Raw genomic sequence first — 24,338 nt, 5'->3', positions numbered from 1 at the left:
GTCACTTCCTAGCCCTGTGGGGCCCTCGCCGAGGGCCCCACAGTCACTTGTCACCGACCGGTCAGCTCTCGCTCACCGGTTTTCCCGCGGAGCTCACCAGCTCCAGTCGTTGGTAAAGATACCGATGATGGGCGAGACGGCCTCGTGGGCCACCTCCACGCCCTTCGACAGCGCCCGGCCACCCTTCGTGGCCAGGGATATCCCCGCCTTGGCCGCCGATCCCACACCGCTGGAGATCAGGCCGACGGCGGTACCGGCGACGCTGGACATGAACTGGTCACTGGTCCAGCCGTAGCCCACGCCCGCGTAGAGGGAGCTGGCCACGCCGAACGCCACCGAGGCCAGGCCCAGGATGGGCGCGGCCGGGGCGGTGACACCGAAGCACAGGGAACCCACCGCGAGGGCGGCCGCCCCCGTGCTGGCCCAGCTCAGGTACTTGGAGTAGTCGCACGCCATCTGGTTCTTGCAAGGGTTGTCGTCCTTGCCGCCCGAGCCGGAGTCCTTGGCCGGGGTCTTGATGGTGTCGTTGTCCGGGCTGTCGGCCGGGTTGACCTTGTTCTGCGCGTTCTGCCGGGCCTGCTCCGCCGCCCGGGCGGCCGCCGCGGCCTGCTCCTGCCGGGCCTTCTCCACCGAGATGGCCTTGGCCTCGTCCGACGCGGCACGGGCCGCCGCAGCGTCCTTGCCGGCCGCCGTGGCCGACGCGCTGGCGCGGTCCGCCGACGCCTGGGCGCTCGCCGCGGAGTTCACGGCCTGCATGGCGGATTCGGAGGCCTGGTTGGCCGAGTAGTTGGCCTGACGGCTGGCCTGGCGGGCGGTCGCCGCGGCGGCGGCGGCCTTCTTCGCGGACTCGGCGGCCGAGGCCGCCGAGTTGTCGGCCTCCTGGGCCTTGTTCCGCGCCTCGTCGGCGTAGCCCTGGGCCTGCTTGGCCGAGTTCTTGGCCTTGTCGGCCCACTCGGCGGCCTCCTTGGCCTTGTGCTGGGCGTTGTTGGCGATCTCGGACGCCAGCGCCGCGTTCTGGCTGGCGTCGGCCGAGTTGCGCGCGGCGGTGGCGATCAGCGACCGGACGTAGGAGACGTGGCTGGCGGTGTCCGCGTCGAGCTGCGCCGCCTTGTACTGCTCCTTGGAGACGAAGTCCCGCTGCATCCAGGACGGGCCGGACAGGGCGACCTCGGCGGTCGCCTTGACGTTGGGACCGCCCGAGCTCATGATCCGGAACGTCTCGACCCGGTCGTCCTCCATGACCGCGTCACGGTAGCCGCTGACGATGAACGTGCTCAGCGCCTTCACGCTGCCGTCGCTCAGCGCCTTGTCACCGGCGGCCTTGACGGCCTTGCCCGCGCCGTTCATGAGCTTGAGGGTCTGGACGCGGTAGTCCTCGACCTGGACGTTGTAGGCGTCCTCGGTGAGGAACTTCTGCACCTGGGCCGGGTCCCGGCCCTCCAGGGTCTTCTGGGCCGCGCCCGCGAGGGCGGGGCCGCCCATCCTCGCCAGGTAGACGACCTTCTCGCGGTCGTCGAGCTGGCCGGACCGCTCGTAGTCCGACTTCACCCAGCCGACCACGGACTCGTCGGAGCCGCCCAGGGCGGCCTCGGCGGAGGAGCGGGTCCAGGAGCCGGTGCTCTTCAGCAGCGTGACGGCGGCCTTGCGCCCCAGCTGGGCGGCGGCCTTGGTGTCCTTCGTCGCGGCGGCCTTGGCCAGCAGGTCCTTGGTGGCCGCGTCGGTGGCGGAGGCCTGCGTGCGCAGGGTCTCGGCCTGCTGACGGTCCTCGTCGTCGGCGGCCTTGATGGCCTGGGCCTCGATGATGCCCTGCTGCTTGTCGGCCTCCAGCTTTGCGGCCTCCGTGTCGCGGGCGAGCTTCTCGACCTTGTTGGCCTGGTCCACCGCGTCGGCGGCCGTCTTGGCCGCGTCGATGGCGTTGTTGGCGTGCTCGGTGGCCTTGTTGGCCCAGTCCTGCGCCTTGCCGGCCTCGTCGGCGGCCTTCTCGGCCGCGGCGGCGGCCTTCTCCGCGTGGTCGGCGGCACGGTTGGCCGCGTCGTGCGCGTCGTGCGCGGCGGAGGCGGCCTGGCCTGCCAGCGACTGGGCGCGGCCGGCCGCGGCGGTCGCGGTGTCGGCCGCGTTCCGGGCGACGTTGGCGGCCCGGCGGGCACGGGCGGCCTGCTCCTGGGCCACGCCGGCGGAGGCGCTGGCGTCCGCCGAGGCGGCGGCCGCGTCGGCGGCGTTCTGCGCGGCACGGGCGGCGGCGGCACCGGAGGCCCCCGCCTGGGCGCTGGCGTTGGCCGCGTACTCGGCGGCCGACGCGGCGGTACGGGCGCCCTTGGCCGCGTCGCGGGCGGCCTCGGCGGCCCGACGCGCGTTTCCGGCCTCGGCGGCGTTCCCGGCGGCAGCGGCGGCGGCGTTGTAGGCGCGCGAGGCGGCCTGACCGGCGGCGGCAGCGGCGGCGGCCGCGGCCTGGGCGGCGTTGGCGGCGGTACGGGCGGCGGAGATGGCCGTATTGGACGCCTGGATGGCGGTCCGGGCCGCGTCGGCGGCGCCCTCGGCGGCCTTGGCGGCCCGGTTGGCGGCGTTCCCGGCGTCCTCAAGGCTGTCCTTGGCGGCGGCGGCCTCCTTGGCGGCCTTGAGCGCGGCCTCCTTGGCCTTCGCCGCGGCCTGCTCGGCGCGGGCACCGGCCTCCTTGGCCGCCTCGGTCTCGGCCTTGGCCCGCTTGCCCGCCTGCTCGGCCACCTGGGCCAGCGAGGCGACCGTCGCGCTCTCCTGGTCCCGGCTGCGGGCCAGGTACTGCCCGGTCTCCAGGAACTCCCGGCGGTCCTGCGCGGTGCCGTTCATGGCGCGGTCACCGAGCTTCTTCACCTCGGTGCCGCCGGCCTGCATGATCTTCAGGACCTGGACCCGGTCGTCCTCCTCCTGGGCCGTGAAGCGGCCCTTGCTGAGGAAGGCGTCCAGAGCGGTGGCGGAGCCGTCGTCCAGGGCCTTCTGGCCCGCGTCGCGGACGGCCTTCTCGCCGTTGTTCATCGCCGTCAGCACGGCGACCCGGCGGTCGTCGTCCAGCGGATTCTTGTAGCCGTTCTTGACGAACGCGTGGATGTCCGCGTCGGTCCCGCTCAGCGCCTTGGAAGCGGCGTCGCGCACGCCCTGCCCCGAGGCGCTCATCATCTTGAGGACGGCGAACCGCTCGTCCTCGGCGGTCGCCCGGTCGAGCCCCTTCTGGAGGAAGGCCCGCACGTCGTCATCCGACCCGACCAATGCCTTGGCCGCGGCGTCCTTGGTCGCGATGCCCCCCAGGCGATACGCGTCGACCACCTGCGCCCGCGCGTCCACCGGAAGCGGCGGGCCGTCCGGATCCGCCGGGACGGCCTGGGCCACGGTGGTGCCGAACACCGTTGCGGCCAGCGTCAGGGAGGTGAGGGCGAGAAGTCTCTTCGGTCTCTTGCTGGTCATATCCCCTCAAATTCCGCCGGGTTTGATTGACAACCCGTCATGAAGCGACAGATGCCGCCACATCGGCGTGATCGTAGGGGCGGAATGCAGATTCCGGATCTTGCGGGGAGGGGCCGCCGGAGTGTCCCAGGGGGCGTCTGACCAGTCACGCGCAGGGCGCGCGGCCCTGTTTTCCGGGCCGCGCGCCCTGCGCATGTGTGCGATCTTTTATGGTTTGTTTACGGGAGTTCGGGGATTTCGATAGATGGTTCCGGAAGGGGAATCTCCTATTCCTAGCCGCGCAGCGAATCCGTGAACGTTGACCATGCGCGGGTCTCGAATATCAGCGCCGGGTAGTTGGGATTCTTGCTGTCACGGACCGGGACGATGCCGGTGTTGCCGCCCGCGAGGTTCTGGGCGACCTCGACGCACTGGCCTCCGGTGCCGGAGCTGTGGCTGGACGTGGTCCAGTCCGCGCCCGACAGGTCAGGTGCCTTGCTCATGTGTCCATTCCTCCATCACCTTGCGGATCAGTGCCTGGGATGCGTCCGGGGAGAGCGCATCGGCACGCAGTCGGTCGAAGTACAGCCTTGCGTGGGCCACCTCCTCGGCGTCGTCGACGATCTGGCCGGTGTCCATGTCTTCCTGGTACAGCACGTCGGACTCGTCCGTGCCGAACTCCAGGATCGTGAACGGCATGTGCCATGCCGGTGTCCCCGACGCGAAGGGGAGGACCTGCAGTGTGAGGGTGGATGCCGGACTGCTCTGGTCGAGAAGATGCGCCAGCTGATCCGCCATGACGCGCGGGCTCCCGATCGGGCGTCGTAGGCACGACTCGTCCAGGACGACCCACAGCAGCGGAGGGTTGTCGGCCTGCAAGACCTGCTGGCGGTTGATCCGTCGCGCGACCTTCTCGGCGGATACTTCCAGGGAGTCGCAGGGGTGCGCCTTGCGGAAGATCGCGTGCGCGTAGTCCTTCGTCTGCAGCAGACCCATGATGAAGGTTGAGTCGAAGTCGAGGATCGCCGTGGCACGCCGCTCCAGCTTCTTGAACGGCTCGAACCAGTCGGCGAACGCCCCCTGGACGATCCGCCGCCGCAACCGCGCGAACGTCTCCGGCGTACCGAACACCGCATCGCACGACCTGGCGAACTCCGCGCTGGCGAGCCTCTCGCCCGCCTCCACCTTGGCCACGTACTGCTGACCGTACTGCGCGGCCTTTCCCAGCTCCCGCTGGCTCATGCCCTTCAGGGTGCGCCACGCGCGCACCTCCATGCCGAAGTACTCGGCCCCGGTCTCCAGCTTGTCGTCGGCCATCGTTCCCCACCCCACTACGCATAGGCGTCGCTCCAGCCCTGTTGAGCCTAGGGACGGAGCGCGACCCTGGGGGCGCAAGCAGTGAACGTCGCTCGCGTGGGTGAGCGACCGCCTAACAAAGGTTCGCCCGCATGCCCCATACCCCCGAACAAACCAGCGAAGCGTCCCTCGGCCTCAAGAGGGGCGACCTCGTCCTGGACACCGCGACCGGCCGCGTGGGCGAGGTCATGGACAACCGGTGGAACCGGTATCAGCTCCGCCCGCTCGGCGGGGGCCGGGAATGGCACGCCAACCCGCTCAACCTCGTCTCGCCCCGCATGAACGGGCCGCGCTGCCCGGAGTGCCGGCGCATCAAGTCCGCCTACTACGCCGCCTCCCACGACGGCGACCGCGAGGCCGCCGCCCGCTGGACCACCGAGATGGGGCTGCACCAACGGGCGGCCCATCCGTAAGCCCGCCCTACAGGTACAGCCCCGAATCCGCTGTCCCGTCCGGCTGCCCCGGAACCGAAGCCGGAACGGTCCCGCGTCGCAGGGCGAAGAGTTCCGCGAGCGTGGCGCCGTTCCGGCCCACGCCCTCCTCGCGGCCGAGCCAGCGGACGGACTCCGTCCGGGTCAACGGGCCCACCTCGATCCGGGCCAGGCAGCGGCCTGGTCGTACCACCGCCGGGTGGAGGCGCTCCAGGTCCTCGTTGGTGGTGACGCCCACGAGGACGTTGCGGCCCTGGCCCAGCAGACCGTCCGTCAGGTTCAGCAGCCGTGACAGCGCCTGGCCCGCCGCGTGGCGGGCCTCGCCGCGGATCAGCTCGTCGCAGTCCTCCAGGAGCAGCAGCCGCCAGCGGCCGCCGCCCTCCGTGCCGTCGTCCTCGCCGATGGCGATGTCCATCAGGTAGCCGACGTCGTTGAGGAGGCGCTCGGGTCCAGGACGCAGTCGACCTGGCACCAGTCCCGCCAGGAACGGGCCAGCGTGCGCAGCGCGGACGTCTTGCCCGTGCCGGGCGGGCCGTGGAGCAGGAGGAGGCGGCCCGCGATGTCGTCGGGGGTCACCTTCATGAGGCGGTCCATCGCGTCGGCCACCGGGGCGGTGTAGTTGGCGCGGACCTCCTCCCACGTGCCGGCCGAGATGGCGCGGGTCGTGCGGTGGGGCCGCGCCGGGGGGAGAGGTACCAGAAGCCCATGGAGACGTGGTCGGGCGTGGGCTCGGGTTCGTCCTCGGCGTCCGCGACCGCCTGCTTCAGCACTTCCTGGGCCAGCTCGTCGCTGACGGCCGTCACCGTCACGTCGGCGCTGCGCTGCCAGCGCGACACCAGCAACGACCAGCCGTCGCCCTCGGCGAGGACCGCGCCGCGGTCGTCGTCCCGCGCGGAGCGCACCACCCGGGCCGCGGGCGGCAGCAGCGTCGCGCCGGACCGGACCCGTTCCACCGAGTGGCCGCGCGCGTAAGGCTGTTCACCCCGGCCGAAGGGGCCGAGGAAGAGGGCGTCCATGACGTCGGCCGGGGAGTCGCTGTCCACTTGGATACCGATGGGCGGTGAATCGACGGCCGGGGAAAGGGGGCGCTCGGCACTGCGGTCGGCACACATGCGCCCCATGATCCGGCACGGATCACCCCGGCGCACCCGGGTTTTCGCCGGTTCCGCGCCCGCCTGCGCCGAACGCGCCGCAGACCGATTCCGCCCCCGTTACCCTTTCCGTGATGGGACGTCATGGTGGAGGTCGGGCGTTGCAGCGGGCGAGGGGGTGGCGGCCCGGCGGGCCGTCGCGACGGCGGCGGATCGCCGCGCTGCTCGCGGGCGCGCTCCTCGCCCTGGCCGCCCTGGTCACCGCGAGCGTGGAGGCCTGGCGGTCTGGGGACGGGCCCCCGGCCGCGCCCGCCGGCTCGGCGGCCTGGGTGGGCTGGGGCTTCACCCACACCCAGTACAGCGCCGACCTCGGCCAGGACGACGCGAAGGCCACTGCCGAGAAGACCATCGCCCGCGTCCCCCTGCCGCAGAACCAGCACATCATGGGCTGGGGAGTCGACAACCCCGAACCCAGACCGGGCACATACAACTTCAGCGACCTCGACCGGCGGGTGGAGCTCATGCGGAAGACGGGCACCACGCCCGTGCTCACCCTGTGCTGCGCCCCCGACTGGATGAAGGGCGGCGGGTACCGCACCGACTGGTCCCAGAAGTCCCTGGAGAAGGCCCCCGACCGTGCCCACTACAAGGACTTCGCCGCGCTCGCGGGGAGGATCGCCAAACGCTACCCGGACGTACGGCACTTCATCGTCTGGAACGAGTTCAAGGGCTTCTACGACGATTCCAGGAACCGCTGGGACTACGAGGGGTACACCGAGCTCTACAACCTCGTCTACAAGGCGGTGAAGAAACAGAACAGCAAGGCCCTCGTGGGCGGTCCGTACGTGGTGATGGACAGTGAGGCCCCCGGCACCGGTTCCTACGACTCGAGAGTGAGCGGCGACTGGGGGTCGGTGGACCAGCGGGCGGTCGACGCGCTGGAGTACTGGACCGAGCACAAGGAGGGGGCGGACTTCGCCGTCGTCGACGGCGCCGGCTACACCCGCACGGGCAGCAGGCCCGTGCCCGACGAGTTCCGGGCCTCGCGGAAGTTCACCGACGTCACGGAGTGGGTGCGCAAGATCACCGGGCTGCCGGTGTGGTGGGCCGAGTGGTACGTCGAGCCCGCCGACGAGAGCGACGCCCGCAAGACCTGGACCGAGCCCCACCGCGTCGCCGTCCAGGCCACCGCGATGATGCGGATCGCCGAGGCGAACGCGGCCGCGGCCTTCTACTGGAACCCCGAGGAGGAGAGTGCCGACTGCCCCGGCTGCCTCTGGCGCAGCACCCAACTCGCGGACGGCGGCGGGCCGATGCCCATGCTGGACCTGCTGACCCGCTTCGCGAAGGAGTTCCCGCCCGGCACGGGACTGCGCCGCATAGACGTCGGCGGGGCGGACGCGGCGGCGGTGCAGGTGATCGGCGCGGGTAAGACCGTACTCGCCGTCAATAGCCTCGACCGGAAGATCACGGCCCGGGTCGACGGCCAGAACGTCGACTTCGGCCCCTACGAAGTCCGCTGGCTCTGACCCGTTGCCCGGCACCACCCCCAACGGCAACACTGAAGCGGCGTCAACCGAACGAAAGGGAGACCTCATGCCTGAAAACCCGGCTCAGGCGCTGGTCATCGTCGACGCGGAGAACAACTACTACGTCCTGCCCCGGGAGGTCGTCGAGACCGCCAGGGCCGCCCCCGAGGCCGCGGAGACCATCCGTGAGCACCTGCGCGACACCGCCCACGTCCCCCTCGCCGACGGCTACTCCTTCGCCGGGGTGCTTTGTCTGACCCCGAGCACGAGATGGCCCACTACACCCCCGAAGCCTCCTGGCCGGTCGCCACCACCCCCTCGTGATGGCCACCACCCCCCGGAGCGACGACACCCGCGACGACACCCGGAGCGACGGCATCCGGATCGCCGCCGCCCGATTACCGGGCCCCGCCGACCGGCGGGCCTTCACCGCGCGCGGCTGCCTGGCCGTCGAAGGGCTCTGGGACGACCGGTGCGCCGCCGCGCTGGCGCACGAGGCAGGGCGGCTGCTGCCCCGCGGCCGCCGTGCGGGCCCCGACGGGCCGGAGCGGCCCAGCCGGCAGGCGGTCGCCGCCGACGCCCCGCTGCTGGCCCGGCTCCACCGCGCCCTCGTCCCCCTGGCGCGGGCCCTCGCCGGGCGCCTCCTCGTGCCCACCTGCGCCTGGTACAACTACTACGAACAGCACGACGGCATCTGGCTCCACATCGACATCGACGCCTCCGAACTCGCCCTGCTCACCACGGTGCTGGGCGAAGTCGGCCCGCTGCACCTCCACCCCGCGCTGCGCGGACGCACCCAGGACCAGCTCGACGCACTCCAACGCGACCCGGACTGGGACCGCCACAGCGGTACCGCCGTCCGCTACCCCCGGCGCGGGGTACTGGCCCAGCTGGGGCGGGCCGTGCCGCACCACCGGCCCGGGCGGCCCCTGGCCCGGCCGGGAGCGGTCGCCGCCCTCCACTACCGCTCACCGTTCTAGCCCCGACCGGTTCTGGCCCTCCCGCACGGAAGAGGCACTCGTGACGCACGCCCCGGTCCCCGTCCTCCCGCACCCCGCCCCCGTCACCCCCGCCGCGCGACGGTCCTACGCCGACCACGGCTTCGTCCACCTCCCCGGACTGTGGGACCGCGCGCTGGCCGACGGGATCGCCCGGGAGGGCCGGGAGCGGTGGCCGCACGCCGAGATCCCCCGGCACGGCCCCCGCACCCCCGTCACCGCCCGCCGGATCACCCGCCGGGGCACCCCCGCCGCGAGCGGCCCGCTGCTGGCCCGGACGCACCTGGCGCTGACGGGGACGGCCCGGGCGCTCACCGGCCGGCTCCTCGTCCCGACCTTCGCCGCCTACGGCTACTACGAGGACGACGACGAGGTCTTCCTCCACATCGACACCGAACAGTGCGACCTGACCCTGCTGACCACGGCCTTCGGGGACGTCGGCCCCCTCCACGTCCACCCCGGCCTGATCGGCAGCACCATGGAACGGCTCGGCGAGCTGGAGAGCGACCCCGCCTGGGACCGCGCCGGCGGCATCAGCGTCGGCTACCCCGACACGGGCGTGACCGCGCTGAACGGGCACGTCCTGCCCCACCACCGCCCGGGCCGCCCCCGCCCGGGACTGCATGCGGTGGCAGCACTCTGCTACCGCTCGCTGTTCTGATCCAGGAGGGACCTGCTACGACAACGTCGCCATCCGCCACACCAAGGACCCCAGCACCACCAACAACAGCGGCAGCGCGAACCAGAAGGAGCCCTGAAGCCACCGCAGCTGTCGCACCCCCGGCCCCGCCGCCACCCGCACCAGCTCGCGCACGGTCAGGAGCACCAGCAGCACCGCCGCCGCGAGCGCCCCGGCCACGGTGACGGGCGTCCATGTCACCCGGGGCCCCACCGGGCCGGGCGCGGGCTCGGGGACCTCGCCCGCCGGGCGGTCCTTGAGCTCGTAGAGCACCGCGTCGTCGTTGCCGAACACCCGGCGCAGCTCCGGCCGCCCGTCCAGGGCCCGGCGCACCCGGGGGTCCCAGTCGGAGGCGTAGCCCGCGCTGAGCTCGAGGTAGTCGGACTGGCCCTTGTTCACCACGAGCAGGGAGCCCGGCCCGGCCTTGCGCAACGCCTCCACCAGGTCGGAGACCCGGCCCGGGTCGCGCGGGGCGAGCGTGGGCTCGTACCGGACGCGCTCCATGTCACGCGCCCCCCACGGCAGGGCGGGGGTGACGTTGTTGACCGGGTCGCTGCTGGTCCACAGCAGCCGTACGGTCGGCCGGTCGTGGGCGTGGACGTAGTCCATGGCGGCGACCTCGCCGGGCCGCACCCGTTCGAAGGACTCGTTGCCCCAACGAGCCACCAGGAACCCCAGGACGAGCACCAGCCCCGCGAGCAGCGCGGCCAGCGCTCCCCGGTGCGCCCGGCGGGGGGCGGCGGCCGGGCGCGGGAAGAGCGCGAGCGCGGCCAGGGCGCAGGCGCCGGGGAGCGCGAACAGGAAGACGCGCAGGGCGACTTCGCCGCCGTAGGACTGCATGCCGAAGGCGAGGAACGGCACACAGGTCAGGAGCAGCAGCGACAGGTCGCCGATGCCCGCGCGGCGCCGACGCCACCAGCCGAGCGCGGCGAGCCCCAGTACCGTGGCCGCCATCGCGACCCGTACGTAGAGCACCATCTTGTGGGTCGCGCTGCCGCCCTCGATCCGGCCGGAGACGGACGAGGAGAGGTTGCCGCCCAGGGAGCCGAGCCCGCCGAAGAGCTCGTCGAAGTGGCCCGACCAGTACGGCTCCGCCAGGAACCCCACCCACACCGCCAGCATCACCCCGCACAGCAGGGGCAGCCCGGTGGTGGTGAGCCGACGGGCCAGTACCAGCGCGGTGAGGACGCCGAGCATCACGAACGGGGTGAGCTGGTGGCTGGCGACCGACGCGGCGAACAGGGCGACGACCAGGCCCAGCAGCACGGCGGCCGGGCCCCGGCCGAGGGGCAGGACCTCGCGCTCGCCCGGCAGCAGCCGGCCGCGCAGCTGACCGGGCCAGCGGAACCACAGCAGCAGCACGGCCACGAACAGCAGATAGAAGAGGTAGTTGAGGGACTGGGGGGAGAAGTAGTCCTGCCCCACCCAGCCGCTCAGGGCGAACAGCCACAGCGCCGCCCACTTCGCCCGCCAGCCCGCCCGGACCACCCGCATCAGCAGCAGCATCGGCGCCAGGCTCACCAGCTGCACGGCCAGGGGCCACCAGCGCAGCACCTCGGTCAGATCGCTCACTCCGCAGGCGCGGGCGGCGAACGCGGCCAGGGCGAAGAAGCCCGGCCAGCTCCAGCGGGCGTCCAGGTCGGGCGCGGCCGTGCCGGTGCGGTCGATGTAGTCCAGGAAGCCCAGGTGCTGCCAGGCCGTGGCGAAGCGCGGGGGGCCCTCCAGCACGGCGGGCACCGCGTGGAGGGACACCACCGTCGCCACCAGCACCGCCAGCAGCAGCCACCGGCGGCGCTCAGGCAGCCACAGCGCCGCCGCGAAGGCCGCCACCAGCAGCCCGGCCCCCAGCAGCGTGGCCACCGGCAGCACGGACACCAGCCCGAAGCCGCCCATGTCGTCCAGATCGACCCGGCCCACGGCCGTCAGCGGCACCCAGTACAGCGCCAGCGCGGCGACGAGCAGCAGCGCGATCCCGGCCTCGGGCGTACGCAAGCGGGCGTACAGCCACTCGGCGCCGAAGCCCAGGGGCGGCAGCGGGGCGCTCCCGGGCTTCTCCATGACCGGAAGGCCTTCTGCCGGGCGGACGTCGGGCCGGCGCTCTAGATGATCTATGTCGAGCCGGACACCCAGCGGCAGCGTGTCGGGGTCGAGCGCGGACCGCAGCGCCCAGCCCGTGCCGAACCGCCCCTTGGCCGGCGGGCCCTCCTCGCTGTGCCGGTCGCCGCGCCGGTCGCCGGGCCCGTCGCCCTGCCGGTCGTCGCGCCGTTCGCCGCGCGGCGCCAGGTCGGCCAGGTCCCCGTCGGGCGCCGGGGGCTCGACCGGCGTCCGTTCCGCCGCCGGCGCGGCCTTGAGGACGCCGCGCAGCTTCACCGCCGCGATGGAGACGATCACCGTGAGGCTGCAGATCTCCGCCACACCCGCGCCCGTCAGCCCCATCCGGGGGAGCAGCAGCAACGTCAGCCCCAGGACCAGCACGCACAACAGGCCCTGGAGATAGGCGAGCCCGGCCGTCCGGCTCTGGGCCCGCAGCACCGCGAAGTACACCTCCATCACCACGCGCAGCGCCGCCCCCACCGCGAACCAGCGCAACAGCGGAGTGGCCGCGTCCGCGTACCCCCGGCCGAAGACGTGGAGGATGTACGGCGCGAAGAGGAACAGCAGCACGCACACCGGCACCATGATCTTGGCCATCCGGCGCAGCGCCGCCCGGCAGTTCTCCGCCAGCCGGGCCGGGTCGTGCGAGCCCTCCACGGTCAGCGAGGCGCCCATGTTGATGGCCAGCAGATTGACCGTGCCGCCGATGGTGGAGGTGATGTAGAAGTACGCGTTGTCGGCGGAGTCGATCTGCGCGGCGACGATCACCGGCACCAGATAGACCACGGCCAGCGAGAACAGCGAGCCCGTGTAGTCCCCGGCGAGGAAACGGCCGATCTCCCGGGCGGAGACCGGCCGGGCGCTCTCCGCGGTCGCCCTGATGTGCGCGGGCACCAGCCTCCGGAACACCAGCCAGCCCAGCGGCACCACCGACACCGCGATGGAGACCACCCAGGAGACGAACACCCCGGCGACCGGCAGCGCCGCCGCCAGCGCCACCAGCAGCGCCAGCTTCACCGCCGAGAAGACCGTGTTGCCCACCGGCACCCAGAACGCGCTGCGCAGCCCGGTCAGCACCCCGTCCTGGAGGGTGAGGAGCGACCACGCCACCACCGCGGCGACGAACCCCAGGCCGCGCAGCGGGCCGTGGAGGAACTGGTAGGACGGCCCCCACAGGCCGAGCGAGAGCAGGAAGACGCCCGCCGCGACCGCGACGAACACGGAACTGCCCGCGTAGGTGGCGAGGACGAGCCGTCCCGTGCGCCGCCCGGCGACCGGGATGAAACGGGCCAGGGCCCCGGTCAGGGTGACGGCCGTCAGCCCGGCGATGAGCTTCATCGCGGCGATGGCCGCCGAGCCCTGGCCGACCGACTCCTCGGTGTAGTAGTGGGCGGCCACCAGCCAGAAGCCCACACCGAGGACGGCGCTGATGCCCGTGTTGAGCATCAGCGCGAAGGCGTTGCGGAACAGCGGACTGCTGACGCCCCGCCCGGGCAACCGCAGTCGCCGGGCTGTCGGCTCCACGGCTCTTTCCTCGGTTCGATCCTCGATCCGGGCGGACGTGTCAGACACGGGCTTCGGTCGCTTTCCTGTTCCTGACGGTGTTCCTGACGGCGCGTTCTCCGGTGAGGTGGTGGCGGCCCGCGCCGACGAGGCCGCGGCCCCTGCGGAGCACGGCGTAGCCCTTGGTCAGTGCCCGGTCCCGGGCGAACAGCCGGCCGATCCCCTGCCCCTCGACGAGCCGTTCGAACTCCTCGATGCCGGTGGAGCGGCGCACGGTCACCCGCTCCAGGGCGTACGGGCCCTGGGCGCGCCGGGCCAGGGCGTTCCCCACGGCGAGCGAGATCCCGAACCCGGCCGCGCGCACGGTATCGCGCACCCGGCGGCTGGAGTAGCCGTAGGGATAGGCGAACGACTCGGGTGGGTGACCCAGTTCGGCCGTGAGTACGTCCCGGCAGTGCCGGATCTCGTACCACAGAGGCTCGTCGCGCAGCTGGTCGAGCTGGGGGTGGGTGTGGCTGTGCCCGCCGATCTCCATGCCCGCCGCGGCCAGCTCGCGGACCTGGTCCCAGCTCAGCATCAGGTCCAGGGCGCCCCCGGTCTCGTGGGCGCCGCCACGCAGCCAGCCCGTCGAGGCGAACAGGGTGGCGGGGAAGCCGTGTTCGGACAGGGCGGGGAGGGCGTAGCGGTGGACGCCCTCGTAGCCGTCGTCGAAGGTGATCAGCAGGGGTCTGGGCGGCAGCGGGCCGCCGCCGCGCCAGGCGGCGGCCAGCCGCGCGGTGGTCACCGGGGTGAAGCCGTGGTCGGCCAGCACCCGCATCTGCTCGGCGAACGCCTCGGGCGCCACGGAGAGCCCGTACGCGGCCCGGGCCGGCGCGTGGGCCACCGCGTGATACATCAGGATCGGCACCGGCCCACCACTCATCCGCCGGCCCCCTCGCACGCGGATGCGCCGTCCGGCGCGCGCCTTCCACCCGGCGCTCCCGACGGGCCGTCCGGCGCCCACCTTCCGTCCGCCACCTCGTCGTCCGTCGGCGCCTCCAGCTTCGCCACGGCGAAGCTGGAGGCGCCCCGGCGCGCCCGCAGGGTGCCCAGGGCGTAGCCGCCCGCCGCCGCGGCGACCCCGGCGACGATGGCCCCGGCCCGGCCCGCGCCGCCCGGGCGGCCCAGCAGCGCGTCGCGCAGGCCGCGCGCGACGCCGGCCGGCAGGACGCGCGTGGTGTAGCGGCGCTCGCTGGCGAGGCCCTCGCGGGTGCCCACGCTGCGGGCCACCAGGGCCTTGGAGAGGCCCTCGGCGTACGCCCGGGTGCGGAAGTAGCGGAAGCGCTCGCGGGCCGGCGGCACCCGGTGGTGGATCACCGAGCGGTCGTCGATGAGCAGCACCGCGTCCGGCAGCGCCCGGGTGAGCCGGATGCACAGCTCCGTCTCCTCCCCGCCCAGCGGCAGCCGCTGCCCGTCCCGCCCGATACCGCTGGCGAAGCCGCCGACGGCCTCCAGGCCGGACCTCCGGAACGAGGCGTTCCCGCCGAGGACGTTGCGGACGGCCACCCGGCCCGGCGGCAGCCCCCGGTAGCTGCAGCCGACCACCCAGTCGAACTCCTCCGGAAACCACGCGGGGCGGCGGCGGGAGGCCCAGACGGGCTGGGTCCGGCCGCCCACCGCCATCACCCGGGGATCGGCGTAGCCCTCGGCGAAGTGCAGCAGCCAGTCCCGCTCGGCCACCGCGTCGTCGTCGAGGAAGGCGATCACCTCGCCGGCGGCGGCCGCGACCCCGGTGTTGCGGCCCGCCGACAGCCCGCGCGGGCCGGCGTTGGCGAGCACGCGCACCCGCTGGGCGCCCTCCTCCGCCCCCGCGCCGTCGTCGCCGTAGGTCTTGGCCAGCCGGCGCAGCAGCGCGGGGTTGTGGTCGACCACGAGCAGGGTCTCCAGCGCGGGATAGGACTGGTCGCGCACCGAGGCCACCGCGGCGAGGATGTCGCCCCAGCGGTCCTCGGTGTAGACACAGATGACCACCGACACCTCGGGCGCGCCGGTCCGTACGTCGGGCACTGGGCTCAAGACACGTCCCCGCGGTTGGCCGCGGGCGCCAGCGCCAGCGGGCGGCGCCGCCGGGACCGCCGGCCGGTGCCGCGCTCATGGAGGATCACCTTCAGCACGCGGATGCCGTCGCGCACGGCGCGCAGATTGCTCGTGCCGTGTATGCGGACGAACTCATGGCTGGGAATCTCCTGGACCCGCAGGCCGGCCTTGACCACTCTGATGTTCATCAGGGTCTCCACCTCGAACCCGGCGCAGTCCAGGGCGATCTCGTCCAGGCAGCGCTTCCAGAACGCGTTGTACCCGTAGCACAGGTCGGTGTACCGGGCGCCGAACTTGTGGTTGACCATGGACGTCAGCACCCGGTTGCCCAGCTTGCGGATCAGCGTCATGTCGTCGGTGCCGCCGCCGTTGGCGAAACGGGAGCCCTTGGCGAAATCGGCCCCGCCGACCAGCGCGGAGACATAGCTGACGATCTCCCCGCCGTCGGCCGAGCCGTCCGCGTCGACCATGACGATGATCTCGCCCGTGCAGGCGGCGAAGCCGGTGATCAAGGCGTCGCCCTTGCCCTTGCCCAGTTGCTCGACGACCTTGACGCCCGGATGGAGATCGCGGGCGACGCGGACGGTGTCATCGGTGGAATTGCCGTCGACCAGGACCACTTCGTGAATCCAGTCGGGAAGCGTCTTGAAGACGTAAGGAAGGTTCTCCGCCTCGTTCATGGCGGGAATGACGACGCTCACCGGTGGCGCTATCGCGAAGTGCGAGGTCACCGGCCGGTAGCGGCCGGATGTCTCCGGATCCTCTTCACTGGCCGCCGGCCGAAGGAACGCACTCATGTGTCTTCTTTCCCTCTCGTCCGGTGGACCGCCTGCCCCAGCGGTCCGATCGTGTGTCCGGTTCGAAAAGGGGGTACTCGACCTGGCCCCGAACGGCAGGAAACACCGAACAGGGAGGGCGAGTTGGCAAATACGCCGTGCCGCGCGGCACGCGACTCGGCACAGCGGAACGGCCGAGCGCGGCACCCCCTGCCGCGCCCCGCGCCGGTCACCATCGCGACGCTGTGAAGCCCTCCCCGGAGCCGCTTAGAGAAGATGGGCCGATGCGGGTAGATGTACGACGGTATTGAAGCTTGAGTCCGTATGGCAAGAGGTGGGGCGGAGGCTCCTCCTTTGGTGTTATTTGCGCCTATGCAACCATTCGCAGGGACTTAACTATTGACGCCGTGTCCATGGCGGGCGGTTCCCTGGCCCGCCGCTCCCTGGCCCGCCGCCCGGATCCGTCCCATGCGCCGCAGCAGCCGGTCGGCCTGCTCGAAGAGCTCCGGCCGCGCCAGCACCGAGTTGCGCAGCGCCCGCAGTGGCGCCCGCCGGGCCCGGTAGCCCAGCGCCACCGGGTGCCGGCGGGTCACCCAGCCCTCGGAGACGCTGAGCTCGCGGGTCTTGAGCGAGTCCTTGTACGCCTTGCCGCCCCGCCCCAGGTCCAGGTAGGCCAGCCCCTGCGCCGCGGCCCCCTCGGCCATCCGCATGTGGAGTATCAGGCCGGGGGAGTAGCGGGAGAACTCCGGGTCGTACGCCGGGAACCAGCACGCCAGCACCGTGGACGAGCGCAGCCCGAAGTGGGCCGCGACCGGCCGCCCGGCCGCGTAGAGCACCGACAGCAACCCGGCGAAGGACTCCGTGCGAGTGTGGAACAGCTGCTCGACGAGGTGGGCTATCCACGGGCGCGCGAACCGGTCCGCACGCCCTGTTCTTCGGTACTGCGCCGACTTCCAGCCGGTCAGCACGCGCAGCATCGCCGGGTCGCGCTCGTCGTGGACGTAGCGCACCTCGCCCACGTCCCGGCCGAGCCGGCGCTCCTTGGCGAGCGTGGTGCGGGTGAACTTGGGCGACTGCTTGCGCAGCGCCGCGAGATACCGCTCGTACCCCTGGTCGACGTCGATGACCGGTGAGGCGAAGGAGCCCGAGGCCGCCACCTCGAAGGGCTTCTGGCCCTCGATCAGGTGGTCGAACTCCCACATGGACAGGCCGCAGGCGAGCAGCAGCTCCCGGGTGTCCCACTGGAAGCCGGGGCGGTGCACCAGCCCCTGGGCGTCCGAGACCCCCAGCCCGATGGCCCGTCCCACCCCCATCGAGGTGCGCTGGAAGGGGAAGAACGCCACCGGCTCGCCCTCCTCCCGTACCACCGCGATCCGGATGCCCCGCCGGCAGCGCCCCACCGCGAGGGCGAACTCCGGAGCGAGGAAAGGATTCGCGAGCTGCGGTGAGCCGTCCTCGACGGCCCGCGCCTGCATCGCCGACCACGCCGCCCGGTCGGCCGCCGTGAGCTCGCCGGGCCGGTACACGCTGATGTCCACGTCACGAAGCCCGACTTCTCGTGGCGCGGCCCCGATGGCGCCGCGCGTGTGCCAGCAGGAACGCGAGGAGCAGGAGGACCCCGCTGACGGCCGCCACCGCGACCACGCCGCCCCGGACCGTCCAGGCGTGCAGCGCGAGCATGGTCTGGGCCACCAGCAGATCGACCGCGACCGCCCCGCCGACGGCCACCACAGCCCGGCTGAGGGGGTCGAGCCCCCGCAGCGGGGCGGCCACGGCGCAGGCGGGCGCCACGATGAGGAAGAACAGGGCGAACGGGGCGCGCAGCGGCGAGGTCACATCGGCGAGCGCCAGCGCGCCGCCCACCCCCGCGATGGCCGCCGCCACGCCCGCCGTTACCGGTAGCCAGTCCCGGGCGGCCGGACCCCCGTCGCGGCCGCTTCCCCCGTCCGTTCCCCCCGCGCCTCCCCTGCCGTCACGTTCCGCCGGGTCGTCCAGTCCGGTGAGATCAGTGAAGCTCTGCATTGGCGACTTTGCCCCCCGAAGCGCCGGATGCCGGGCTTCAATGTCGCGCAATCGGCAAAGGCCCGTCAAGATGTGAAGGCCATGCGAAACAGCCCCCGACGGTCCTGACCGCCACAACCGGAGGCTGTCCGTCAGATGAACTGTGGGCGACGTGGTCCGCCTGCCGTACAGGGCGTCAACTGATCGCCGTCAAGCATGGGTTGACAGTTTCACCGCGATTCCACTTTTGGCATGGACACTTCCAGCGACATGGGGTCGCTGCTACCACGGAGGTGGCAGAAACCCCTGCTAGGGAGGTTCCATGAAACTGTCCCGGTTCGCGGGTGCCCTATCCGCGCTGGCCCTCACCGCCGCCCTCGCCCTCAGTGGGGCCGGCGCCGCGCATTCTGCCGAACGCGCGTCAACCCCCGCCTACACAGCCCTCGGTGACTCCTACTCGTCCGGTCTCGGCGCCGGTAGCTACGACTCCGCCAGCGGTGACTGCAAGCGCAGCACCAAGGCCTACGCGGCCCTCTGGGCCGCCGCCCACAAACCGTCCAGATTCGATTTCAAGGCCTGCTCCGGCGCCCGTACGGGTGATGTTCTCAGCGGTCAGCTCGGCTCGCTGAACAGCTCCACCGGGCTCGTCAGCATCACCGTCGGCGGCAACGACGCGGGCTTCTCGGACACCATGACCACCTGCGTCCTGGGCTCCGACTCCTCCTGCCTGAGCCGCATCGACCAGGCCCGCGCCTACATCCGCGACGAGCTGCCCGACAAGCTCGACGACGTCTACTCCGCCATCAGCGACCGCGCGCCCCACGCCCAGGTCGTCGTCCTCGGCTACCCGCGCTTCTACCACCTCGGCGGCACGTGCCTCGGCCTCAGCGACACCAAGCGCAAGGCCATCAACGGGGCGGCGGACCTCATCAACTCCGTCACCGCCAAACGCGCGGCCGACCACGGCTTCGCCTTCGGCGACGTCGCGGCCACGTTCACCGGACACGAGCTGTGCTCGGGCAGCGCGTGGCTGAACAGCGTGACGTTCCCCATCAACGAGTCGTACCACCCGACGGCGTCGGGCCAGTCACGCGGCTACCTGCCGGTGTTCACGGCGGGGGCGTGACGATTTGCCGGAGGGGCTGATAAGTCAGCCCCTCCGGCGTTTGAGGAGCGGGGTCCGGGGCGGAGCCCCGGGAAACGGTGAAAGGGCGGGACAGGGGCCTCAACCGCTCGTACCGCCGTACCCACCGCCGGGATAGCCGGACGGACTGGCCGACGCCGACGGGGACGAGCTGCCCGACGACGAGGGCGACGCCTTCTGACACGCAACCGTGAACGGAACGTGCCGCGAGACACCCACCCCCTTCACCTCCAGCGCGATCCAGTCCTTCTCCGGATCCCCCGCCCGGTGCGCGGTGTCCGTGTGGGAGAGGACCTTGCTCCGCTCCCCGGCGCCGATGCGCGCCGTCCGCCAGCCGCCGTCCGTGACGTTCCCGCTGCCCGTCACCCAGCGGTAGGTGACGTCGGTGGGGGAACGGTCCACCGCGATGGCGGCCTGGAAGGCGGGGGCGGCGTCGCCCGGAGGCGGGCAGGGCCCGGAGTAGCGGTCGCGCAGGGCGACGAGGGTGACGGTGATGGTCACGGCGGACGAGCCGCCGGGCGACCCCGAGGAGCCGGACGTGGCGGGCGGCGAAGCGGCGGCCGACGACGCCGTACGCCCGCTGTCCCGCGGCGAGGGCGCCGCCCCCGCGTTCTTGTCGCTCCCCGAGGACGTGCTCCCGCCCCCGCCGTCCGACCCGCCGCCGCCACTGTTCGAGGTGAGGGCCCACACCAGCCCGCCCACGGCGAGCAGCGCGACCAGCGCGCCCGTGGCCAGCGCCACCCGCTTCCCGGCCCGCCGCTCGGGCATCGCACCGGACGGCCCGGGCGGCGGCACCGGCACCGGCTGGGTAGGCGCCCCGGACGAACCGGCCGCGCCCGCCGCCACGGTCGGCGCGTACGCACCCCCACCCGGCTCCACCCGCGGCACACTCCCCGCCGCCACCGTCCGCAGCATCCGCTCCGCCTCCGCCGCCCCGAGCCGCTGCGCCGGGTCCTTGCGCAGCAGCCCGTCCAGGACGGGCGTGAGCGGCCCGGCCCGGCGCGGCGGCGGGAGCTCGGCGTCGACGACGGCCCGCAGCGTGCTGAGCGGGGTGTCCTGGCGGAAGGGCGAGTAGCCCTCCACGGCCGCGTAGAGCATCACCCCGAGCGACCAGAGGTCGGACTCGGGCCCGGGCGGGTGCCCCAGCGCGCGTTCCGGGGCGAGGTACTCGGGGGAGCCGACCAGCTGGCCCGTCGCCGTCAGCGCCGAGCTGCCCTCGATCATCGCGATGCCGAAGTCGGAGAGGACGACACGCCCGTCGTTGGCGATGAGTACGTTTCCCGGTTTCACGTCGCGGTGGAGTACGCCCACCGCGTGCGCGCCCCGGAGCGCGGCGAGCACCTGCACTCCGATCTGCGCCGCCCGTACCGGGGCGATGGGCCCCTCGGCCAGGAGGACCTCCGCGAAGGAGAGGCCGCGCACCAGCTCCATGACGATCCAGGGCCGGCCCTCCTCGGTGACCACGTCGTGGACGGTGACGACGTTGCGGTGGGAGATCCGGGCCGCCGCGCGGCCCTCGCGTTCCAGCCGGGCGTAGAGCTGCCGCACGTCGGGGGCGGGCAGTCCGGCGGGCGCCCGGACCTCCTTGACCGCCACTTCCCGGCCCAGCACCTCGTCGCGGGCGCGCCATACCACGCCCATGCCGCCCTGCCCGAGCTCGCCCAGCAGCCGGTAACGGCCCGCCAGCACCCGTCCGGCGCCGGAACCCGTGTCCATGCGTCCGTCCCTCCCCCGAGAGCAATTCGGGGTGAATGTACCGCAACGGAGCGTGATTGCCCCCTGTTCGGTACCGTATTGTCCTGTTCAACTCGCTGTCGGTAACGGCAGGTTCACGACAGGTCTGTCAACGCCCTTGACGGGGTGGTGAATCGGCCCCGCCGATGCGCGGGTGACGCGATGGGGCGATAGGGTTACCCTGCCTGGGCCGGGTGCCTCGTACGGGTGGGGAGTGTCGAATGGATCAGATAGCGATGCGGAGCAGGCCGCGTGTGCCTGCCATCAGCTACGGAAGCGGTGCGTCGAGCGCGCGCCTGGATCGTCATCTCGCGGTGCTCGGCGGGCCCGCCCTGCCGCAGCGTGAGGTCGAGGGCGCGACGGTGCTGATGCGCGAGATCACCTCGCGTGACCACGTCCGCGCCGGTCGCAGCAAGAGCCGGAGCCGTGCCGCCCGGGTGTCCCTGTTCGCCCCGCTGCGGCGGCTGCGCCGTTCGCTCTTCGGCAGCCGTAGCACCACCTCTCACGCCTGACCCCCGGCCCCGGCCCGTTCCCGCACGGCCCGTCCCGCAAGGCCCGCCCTTTCCCCGGGGCCGGTCGGTCGGCAGCGGCAGCACCCTCGGCATCCCCCGACGCCTTTCGGCCCGCCGCCCTCCCCGGACGTTCGCACAATCTCCTCAGTGCGCGTCGAGGGTGACGGTGAAGGAGAAACGGTCCCCCCGGTAGTGGATGCGGGCGATGTCGACGGCCCGCCCGTCCTCGTCGTAGGTGACGCCCGTGTAGTGGAGGATCGGGCTGAGCAGCGGCACCTGGAGCAGCCGGGCCGTCTCCGGGTCGGCCAGCCGCGCCTCGACGGTGTCCGTGATCCGGCTGATCCGCACCCCCACCACGTCGCGCAGCACCTTGGTCATGGGCCAGCGGGCGAGGTCCGCGACGTCGATGTGCTCGGCCACCTCCGGGCGGACCAGGTTCTCCGCCCAGTTCGTCGGCTCGCCCGACGCCTCGTCATGACGCAGCCGCCGGTAGGCGACCGCCTCGTCCAGGCCGGGGAAGTACTCGGCCAGCTCGGCCGGGACCGGCGCCGGGCCGTGGCCGAGAACGGCCGTGTGCTCGCCGGACTGCTGGGCGACGATCGTGTCCACCGAGCCCAGCAGCCGTACGGGCGAGGCGCGCCGGGCGCTCGGCTCGATGAACGTGCCCCTTCGGCGGTGCCGGGTGATGAGCCCCTCCGTCTCCAGCTCCTTGAGCGCCTGCCGCATGGTCAGCACGCTGACGCCGTAGTGGGCCGCGAGGGCGTCTTCGGTGGGCAGGCGCAGCGGGTCGTCCGGGCGCCGGCCCAGTATCGAGGCGCGCAACGACTGTGACACCTGGTACCAGAGCGGCAGCTTGCGGTTGAGCGCGAGGGAGTCGGGGGCGAAGGTCACGGGGGCTCCGGGTCCGGCAACGGGGGTGTCACTGACGGAAATGACGCTCCAGACCCTGCCACACCCGGTCGTATCCCGTCTGCAGGTGGTCGGCCTCGGCGGCCTGCGGCGAGAGCGTGATAGGCCAGCGGGTCTCGAACATGAAGGCCAGACCGTCGTCGATCTTCTGGGGTGCCAGCTCGGCCGCGCTGGCCCGCTCGAAGGTCTCCCGGTCCGGTCCGTGCGCGGACATCATGTTGTGGAGCGAGCCGCCGCCGGGGACGAAGCCCCCTTCTCCGGCGGTCTTGGCGTCGTAGGCGCCCTCGATGAGGCCCATGTACTCGCTCATCACGTTCCGGTGGAAGTAGGGCGGCCGGAAGGTGTCCTCACCGACCAGCCAGCGCGGCGCGAAGACGACGAAGTCCACGCCGGCCAGCCCCGGGGTGTCGGAGGGCGAGGTGAGCACGGTGAAGATGGACGGGTCCGGGTGGTCGTAGCTTATGGAGCCCAGCACATTGAACCGGCGCAGGTCGTAGACGTACGGCACGTGGTTGCCGTGCCAGGCGACGACGTCCAGCGGGGAGTGGCCGTACGTCGCCGACCAGAGGTTGCCGCAGAACTTGTTGATCACCTCCACGGGGCCCTCGACGTCCTCGTAGGCGGCGACCGGGGCCAGGAAGTCACGGGCGTTCGCCAGCCCGTTGGCGCCGATCGGGCCGAGATCGGGGAGGACGAAGGGCTGCCCGTAGTTCTCGCAGACGTAGCCGCGTGCGTCGGCGTCCAGGAGCTCCACCCGGAAGCGGACGCCGCGCGGGATCAGGGCCACGTGGCCGGGCTCGGCACGCAGCAGCCCCAGCTCGGTGCGCAGCAGCAGCCCGCCCCGCTCGGGCACGATCAGCAGCTCCCCGTCGGAGTCGCTGAAGACGCGGTCGGTCATGGAGGCGTTCGCCGCGTACAGGTGGACGGCCATGCCGGCACGCTGGGTGACGTCCCCGTTGCCGCCCAGGGTCCACAGGCCGGCGAGGAAGTCCGTGCCCTCCGGCGGCTCGGGCAGCGGGTTCCAGCGCAGCCGGTTGGGGTCGGGGACCGTCTCGGTGAAGGGCGCCGTGCGCAGGGCCCCGTTGCTTGTGCGGGTGAAGCGCGGGTGCGCGGCGGAGGGCCGGATCCGGTACAGCCAGGACCGGCGGTTCTGCGCGCGGGGCTCGGTGAAGGCGCTGCCGCTCAGCTGCTCCGCGTAGAGGCCGAGGGGGGCCCGCTGCGGTGCGTTGCGGCCCAGGGGCAGGGCGCCTGGGAGGGCCTCGCTGCTGTGCTCGTTGCCGAAGCCGGGGGAGTAGACCAGCGCCTCCGCGGTCTTCCGCGCCCGCTCATTGCCCGTACCGCTCATCGCGTGCTCCCACTGCCGATGGATTCCTATGGGAGACCGTAGGATTCCCGGGCCGGGCGCGTCAATGGACCGGTCGCGGGCACGCGGAAGAACCGGGCGCCGCGGGGGCGCCCGGACGCGGGAGTGCCATGATCAGCCGGCCCGCTCCGCCCGCCACTGCGGCGACGGCAGGTGGATCAGCAGCAGGACGATCCCGGCCAGCGAGAAGATCCGCGTCGCCGCCTGCAGCCCGTTCCACTTCGTGGACTGCCACATCGCGAACCACTCCCCGCCGATGGCGATGAAACCCAGCCCGAAGAGCAGCATGAGCATCAGCAGCCCCAGCGTGGTGGCCCGCCGGGCGGGCGCGAAGCCCTGGGCGGCCACCCCGCCGCGCCGCAGCCCCCGCACCCACAGGCCCGTGGCCGCGAGCAGCACGAGCGCCGCCAGCGTCTCCCAGACGATGATGGTCACATAGGCGATGTTCTGGAGCGTGGCGTCGGTGACGGCCCGCCACATCAGATCCCGGTCCTGGAACGTCGTGTCCATGGCCAGGACATGGCGGACGAATTCCTGGTTGGTACCGAAGTCGGTGACATTGCCGAAGGCGACGAGCGTGATGTAGACCGCGATCGTGGCGGTCAGCGCCGTGGCCGCCACCGGCAGGGTGCGCTCGGCGGTCATGGGGTCATGCATGCCCGTCCGGCCGGGCCGCTACGCGCCGGCTGTCCGGGCCGTCCGGCCTAAGCGCTCGCTCAGGCCCGGGG

General features: G+C 72.6%; 19 protein-coding genes and 1 pseudogene. 6 read left to right on the top strand and 14 right to left on the bottom strand.

Annotated elements, in window-relative coordinates:
• Nucleotides 1-93 precede the first annotated feature (93 nt).
• The 3 genes from EKH77_RS06625 to EKH77_RS06615 all read right to left on the bottom strand — a co-directional run bounded on the left by EKH77_RS06625 (nucleotide 94) and on the right by EKH77_RS06615 (nucleotide 4,731).
• Nucleotides 94-3,435, bottom strand: coding sequence for an ALF repeat-containing protein (locus EKH77_RS06625; RefSeq protein WP_126913491.1), 3,342 nt, complete (start codon nucleotides 3,433-3,435; stop codon nucleotides 94-96).
• 272 nt (nucleotides 3,436-3,707) lie between these two features.
• Nucleotides 3,708-3,917 (bottom strand): DUF397 domain-containing protein, encoded by a 210-nt coding sequence (locus tag EKH77_RS06620; RefSeq protein WP_126913490.1) that lies wholly within the window; start codon nucleotides 3,915-3,917, stop codon nucleotides 3,708-3,710.
• The gene (locus tag EKH77_RS06615) at nucleotides 3,901-4,731 is read right to left on the bottom strand and encodes a helix-turn-helix domain-containing protein (RefSeq protein WP_126913489.1); all 831 of its coding nucleotides are present in this window, start codon (nucleotides 4,729-4,731) and stop codon (nucleotides 3,901-3,903) included. The genes EKH77_RS06620 and EKH77_RS06615 overlap by 17 nt, the downstream gene beginning before the upstream one ends.
• Before the next feature lie 131 nt (nucleotides 4,732-4,862).
• On the opposite strand from EKH77_RS06615, the gene EKH77_RS06610 reads away from it, so the two are divergent.
• Complete coding sequence (locus tag EKH77_RS06610; RefSeq protein ID WP_126913488.1) at nucleotides 4,863-5,183, top strand: hypothetical protein; 321 nt, start codon at nucleotides 4,863-4,865, stop codon at nucleotides 5,181-5,183.
• A gap of 7 nt (nucleotides 5,184-5,190) precedes the next feature.
• Here the strand turns inward: EKH77_RS06610 and EKH77_RS06605 are convergent.
• Nucleotides 5,191-6,313 (bottom strand): annotated as a pseudogene (locus EKH77_RS06605) (DUF5925 domain-containing protein).
• A gap of 113 nt (nucleotides 6,314-6,426) precedes the next feature.
• Between EKH77_RS06605 and EKH77_RS06600 the strand changes: the two are divergent.
• The 3 genes from EKH77_RS06600 (at nucleotide 6,427) to EKH77_RS06590 (ending at nucleotide 9,480) form a co-directional block, all read left to right on the top strand.
• The gene (locus EKH77_RS06600) at nucleotides 6,427-7,821 is read left to right on the top strand and encodes a GH39 family glycosyl hydrolase (protein ID WP_126913487.1); all 1,395 of its coding nucleotides are present in this window, start codon (nucleotides 6,427-6,429) and stop codon (nucleotides 7,819-7,821) included.
• A gap of 323 nt (nucleotides 7,822-8,144) precedes the next feature.
• Complete coding sequence (locus tag EKH77_RS32935; protein ID WP_164737756.1) at nucleotides 8,145-8,801, top strand: hypothetical protein; 657 nt, start codon at nucleotides 8,145-8,147, stop codon at nucleotides 8,799-8,801.
• A 40-nt stretch (nucleotides 8,802-8,841) separates the two neighbouring features.
• On the top strand, nucleotides 8,842-9,480 hold the full coding sequence (locus EKH77_RS06590; RefSeq protein ID WP_126913486.1) for a hypothetical protein: 639 nt from the start codon (nucleotides 8,842-8,844) through the stop codon (nucleotides 9,478-9,480).
• Between the two features lie 15 nt (nucleotides 9,481-9,495).
• Here EKH77_RS06590 and EKH77_RS06585 read toward each other — a convergent pair whose 3' ends face one another.
• The 6 genes from EKH77_RS06585 to EKH77_RS06560 all read right to left on the bottom strand — a co-directional run bounded on the left by EKH77_RS06585 (nucleotide 9,496) and on the right by EKH77_RS06560 (nucleotide 17,969).
• On the bottom strand, nucleotides 9,496-13,164 hold the full coding sequence (locus EKH77_RS06585; RefSeq protein WP_126913485.1) for a lipopolysaccharide biosynthesis protein: 3,669 nt from the start codon (nucleotides 13,162-13,164) through the stop codon (nucleotides 9,496-9,498).
• Nucleotides 13,157-14,017: a polysaccharide deacetylase family protein gene (locus tag EKH77_RS06580; protein WP_126913484.1), complete on the bottom strand. Its 861-nt coding sequence runs from the start codon at nucleotides 14,015-14,017 to the stop codon at nucleotides 13,157-13,159. Before EKH77_RS06580 ends, EKH77_RS06585 begins: the two co-directional genes overlap by 8 nt.
• Nucleotides 14,014-15,150, bottom strand: a complete 1,137-nt coding sequence (locus EKH77_RS06575; protein ID WP_240667244.1) for a glycosyltransferase — start codon at nucleotides 15,148-15,150, stop codon at nucleotides 14,014-14,016. Before EKH77_RS06575 ends, EKH77_RS06580 begins: the two co-directional genes overlap by 4 nt.
• Nucleotides 15,147-15,968, bottom strand: a complete 822-nt coding sequence (locus tag EKH77_RS06570) for a glycosyltransferase family 2 protein (protein WP_126913483.1) — start codon at nucleotides 15,966-15,968, stop codon at nucleotides 15,147-15,149. Before EKH77_RS06570 ends, EKH77_RS06575 begins: the two co-directional genes overlap by 4 nt.
• Before the next feature lie 371 nt (nucleotides 15,969-16,339).
• Entirely contained in the window at nucleotides 16,340-17,485 is a 1,146-nt protein-coding gene (locus EKH77_RS06565; protein WP_126913482.1) for a GNAT family N-acetyltransferase, read from the bottom strand.
• Nucleotide 17,486: 1 nt separating this feature from the next.
• Nucleotides 17,487-17,969: a hypothetical protein gene (locus EKH77_RS06560; protein WP_126913481.1), complete on the bottom strand. Its 483-nt coding sequence runs from the start codon at nucleotides 17,967-17,969 to the stop codon at nucleotides 17,487-17,489.
• A gap of 301 nt (nucleotides 17,970-18,270) precedes the next feature.
• Here EKH77_RS06560 and EKH77_RS06555 point away from each other — a divergent pair, with 301 nt between their 5' ends.
• Nucleotides 18,271-19,074 (top strand): SGNH/GDSL hydrolase family protein, encoded by an 804-nt coding sequence (locus EKH77_RS06555; RefSeq protein WP_126913480.1) that lies wholly within the window; start codon nucleotides 18,271-18,273, stop codon nucleotides 19,072-19,074.
• A 99-nt stretch (nucleotides 19,075-19,173) separates the two neighbouring features.
• Here EKH77_RS06555 and EKH77_RS06550 read toward each other — a convergent pair whose 3' ends face one another.
• Complete coding sequence (locus EKH77_RS06550) at nucleotides 19,174-20,808, bottom strand: serine/threonine-protein kinase (RefSeq protein WP_126913479.1); 1,635 nt, start codon at nucleotides 20,806-20,808, stop codon at nucleotides 19,174-19,176.
• Between the two features lie 239 nt (nucleotides 20,809-21,047).
• On the opposite strand from EKH77_RS06550, the gene EKH77_RS06545 reads away from it, so the two are divergent.
• Nucleotides 21,048-21,338: a hypothetical protein gene (locus EKH77_RS06545; protein WP_126913478.1), complete on the top strand. Its 291-nt coding sequence runs from the start codon at nucleotides 21,048-21,050 to the stop codon at nucleotides 21,336-21,338.
• 144 nt (nucleotides 21,339-21,482) lie between these two features.
• Here EKH77_RS06545 and EKH77_RS06540 read toward each other — a convergent pair whose 3' ends face one another.
• The 3 genes from EKH77_RS06540 to EKH77_RS06530 all read right to left on the bottom strand — a co-directional run bounded on the left by EKH77_RS06540 (nucleotide 21,483) and on the right by EKH77_RS06530 (nucleotide 24,255).
• Nucleotides 21,483-22,229, bottom strand: coding sequence for a GntR family transcriptional regulator (locus tag EKH77_RS06540; protein ID WP_126913477.1), 747 nt, complete (start codon nucleotides 22,227-22,229; stop codon nucleotides 21,483-21,485).
• A 28-nt stretch (nucleotides 22,230-22,257) separates the two neighbouring features.
• Complete coding sequence (hmgA, locus tag EKH77_RS06535) at nucleotides 22,258-23,592, bottom strand: homogentisate 1,2-dioxygenase (RefSeq protein WP_126913476.1); 1,335 nt, start codon at nucleotides 23,590-23,592, stop codon at nucleotides 22,258-22,260.
• A gap of 132 nt (nucleotides 23,593-23,724) precedes the next feature.
• Complete coding sequence (locus tag EKH77_RS06530; RefSeq protein WP_240667243.1) at nucleotides 23,725-24,255, bottom strand: DUF2165 domain-containing protein; 531 nt, start codon at nucleotides 24,253-24,255, stop codon at nucleotides 23,725-23,727.
• Nucleotides 24,256-24,338: the final 83 nt, after the last annotated feature.

The sequence above is a fragment of the Streptomyces luteoverticillatus genome, assembly GCF_003970715.1.
Taxonomy (GTDB): Bacteria; Actinomycetota; Actinomycetes; order Streptomycetales; family Streptomycetaceae; genus Streptomyces; species Streptomyces abikoensis.
Note: the sequence above shows the minus strand (reverse complement) of the source record. Positions and strands in the feature narration are given on the sequence as shown.

Bases quoted from the DNA above. Each gene is read 5' to 3' on its own strand.
- EKH77_RS06625 (WP_126913491.1), bottom strand. From the start codon at position 3,435: ATGACCAGCAAGAGACCGAAGAGACTTCTCGCCCTCACCTCCCTGACG.
- EKH77_RS06620 (WP_126913490.1), bottom strand. From the start codon at position 3,917: ATGAGCAAGGCACCTGACCTGTCGGGCGCGGACTGGACCACGTCCAGC.
- EKH77_RS06615 (WP_126913489.1), bottom strand. From the start codon at position 4,731: ATGGCCGACGACAAGCTGGAGACCGGGGCCGAGTACTTCGGCATGGAG.
- EKH77_RS06610 (WP_126913488.1), top strand. From the start codon at position 4,863: ATGCCCCATACCCCCGAACAAACCAGCGAAGCGTCCCTCGGCCTCAAG.
- EKH77_RS06600 (WP_126913487.1), top strand. From the start codon at position 6,427: ATGGGACGTCATGGTGGAGGTCGGGCGTTGCAGCGGGCGAGGGGGTGG.
- EKH77_RS32935 (WP_164737756.1), top strand. From the start codon at position 8,145: ATGGCCACCACCCCCCGGAGCGACGACACCCGCGACGACACCCGGAGC.
- EKH77_RS06580 (WP_126913484.1), bottom strand. From the start codon at position 14,017: ATGAGTGGTGGGCCGGTGCCGATCCTGATGTATCACGCGGTGGCCCAC.
- EKH77_RS06570 (WP_126913483.1), bottom strand. From the start codon at position 15,968: ATGAGTGCGTTCCTTCGGCCGGCGGCCAGTGAAGAGGATCCGGAGACA.
- EKH77_RS06560 (WP_126913481.1), bottom strand. From the start codon at position 17,969: ATGCAGAGCTTCACTGATCTCACCGGACTGGACGACCCGGCGGAACGT.
- EKH77_RS06555 (WP_126913480.1), top strand. From the start codon at position 18,271: ATGAAACTGTCCCGGTTCGCGGGTGCCCTATCCGCGCTGGCCCTCACC.
- EKH77_RS06550 (WP_126913479.1), bottom strand. From the start codon at position 20,808: ATGGACACGGGTTCCGGCGCCGGACGGGTGCTGGCGGGCCGTTACCGG.
- EKH77_RS06545 (WP_126913478.1), top strand. From the start codon at position 21,048: ATGGATCAGATAGCGATGCGGAGCAGGCCGCGTGTGCCTGCCATCAGC.
- hmgA (WP_126913476.1), bottom strand. From the start codon at position 23,592: ATGAGCGGTACGGGCAATGAGCGGGCGCGGAAGACCGCGGAGGCGCTG.
- EKH77_RS06530 (WP_240667243.1), bottom strand. From the start codon at position 24,255: ATGACCGCCGAGCGCACCCTGCCGGTGGCGGCCACGGCGCTGACCGCC.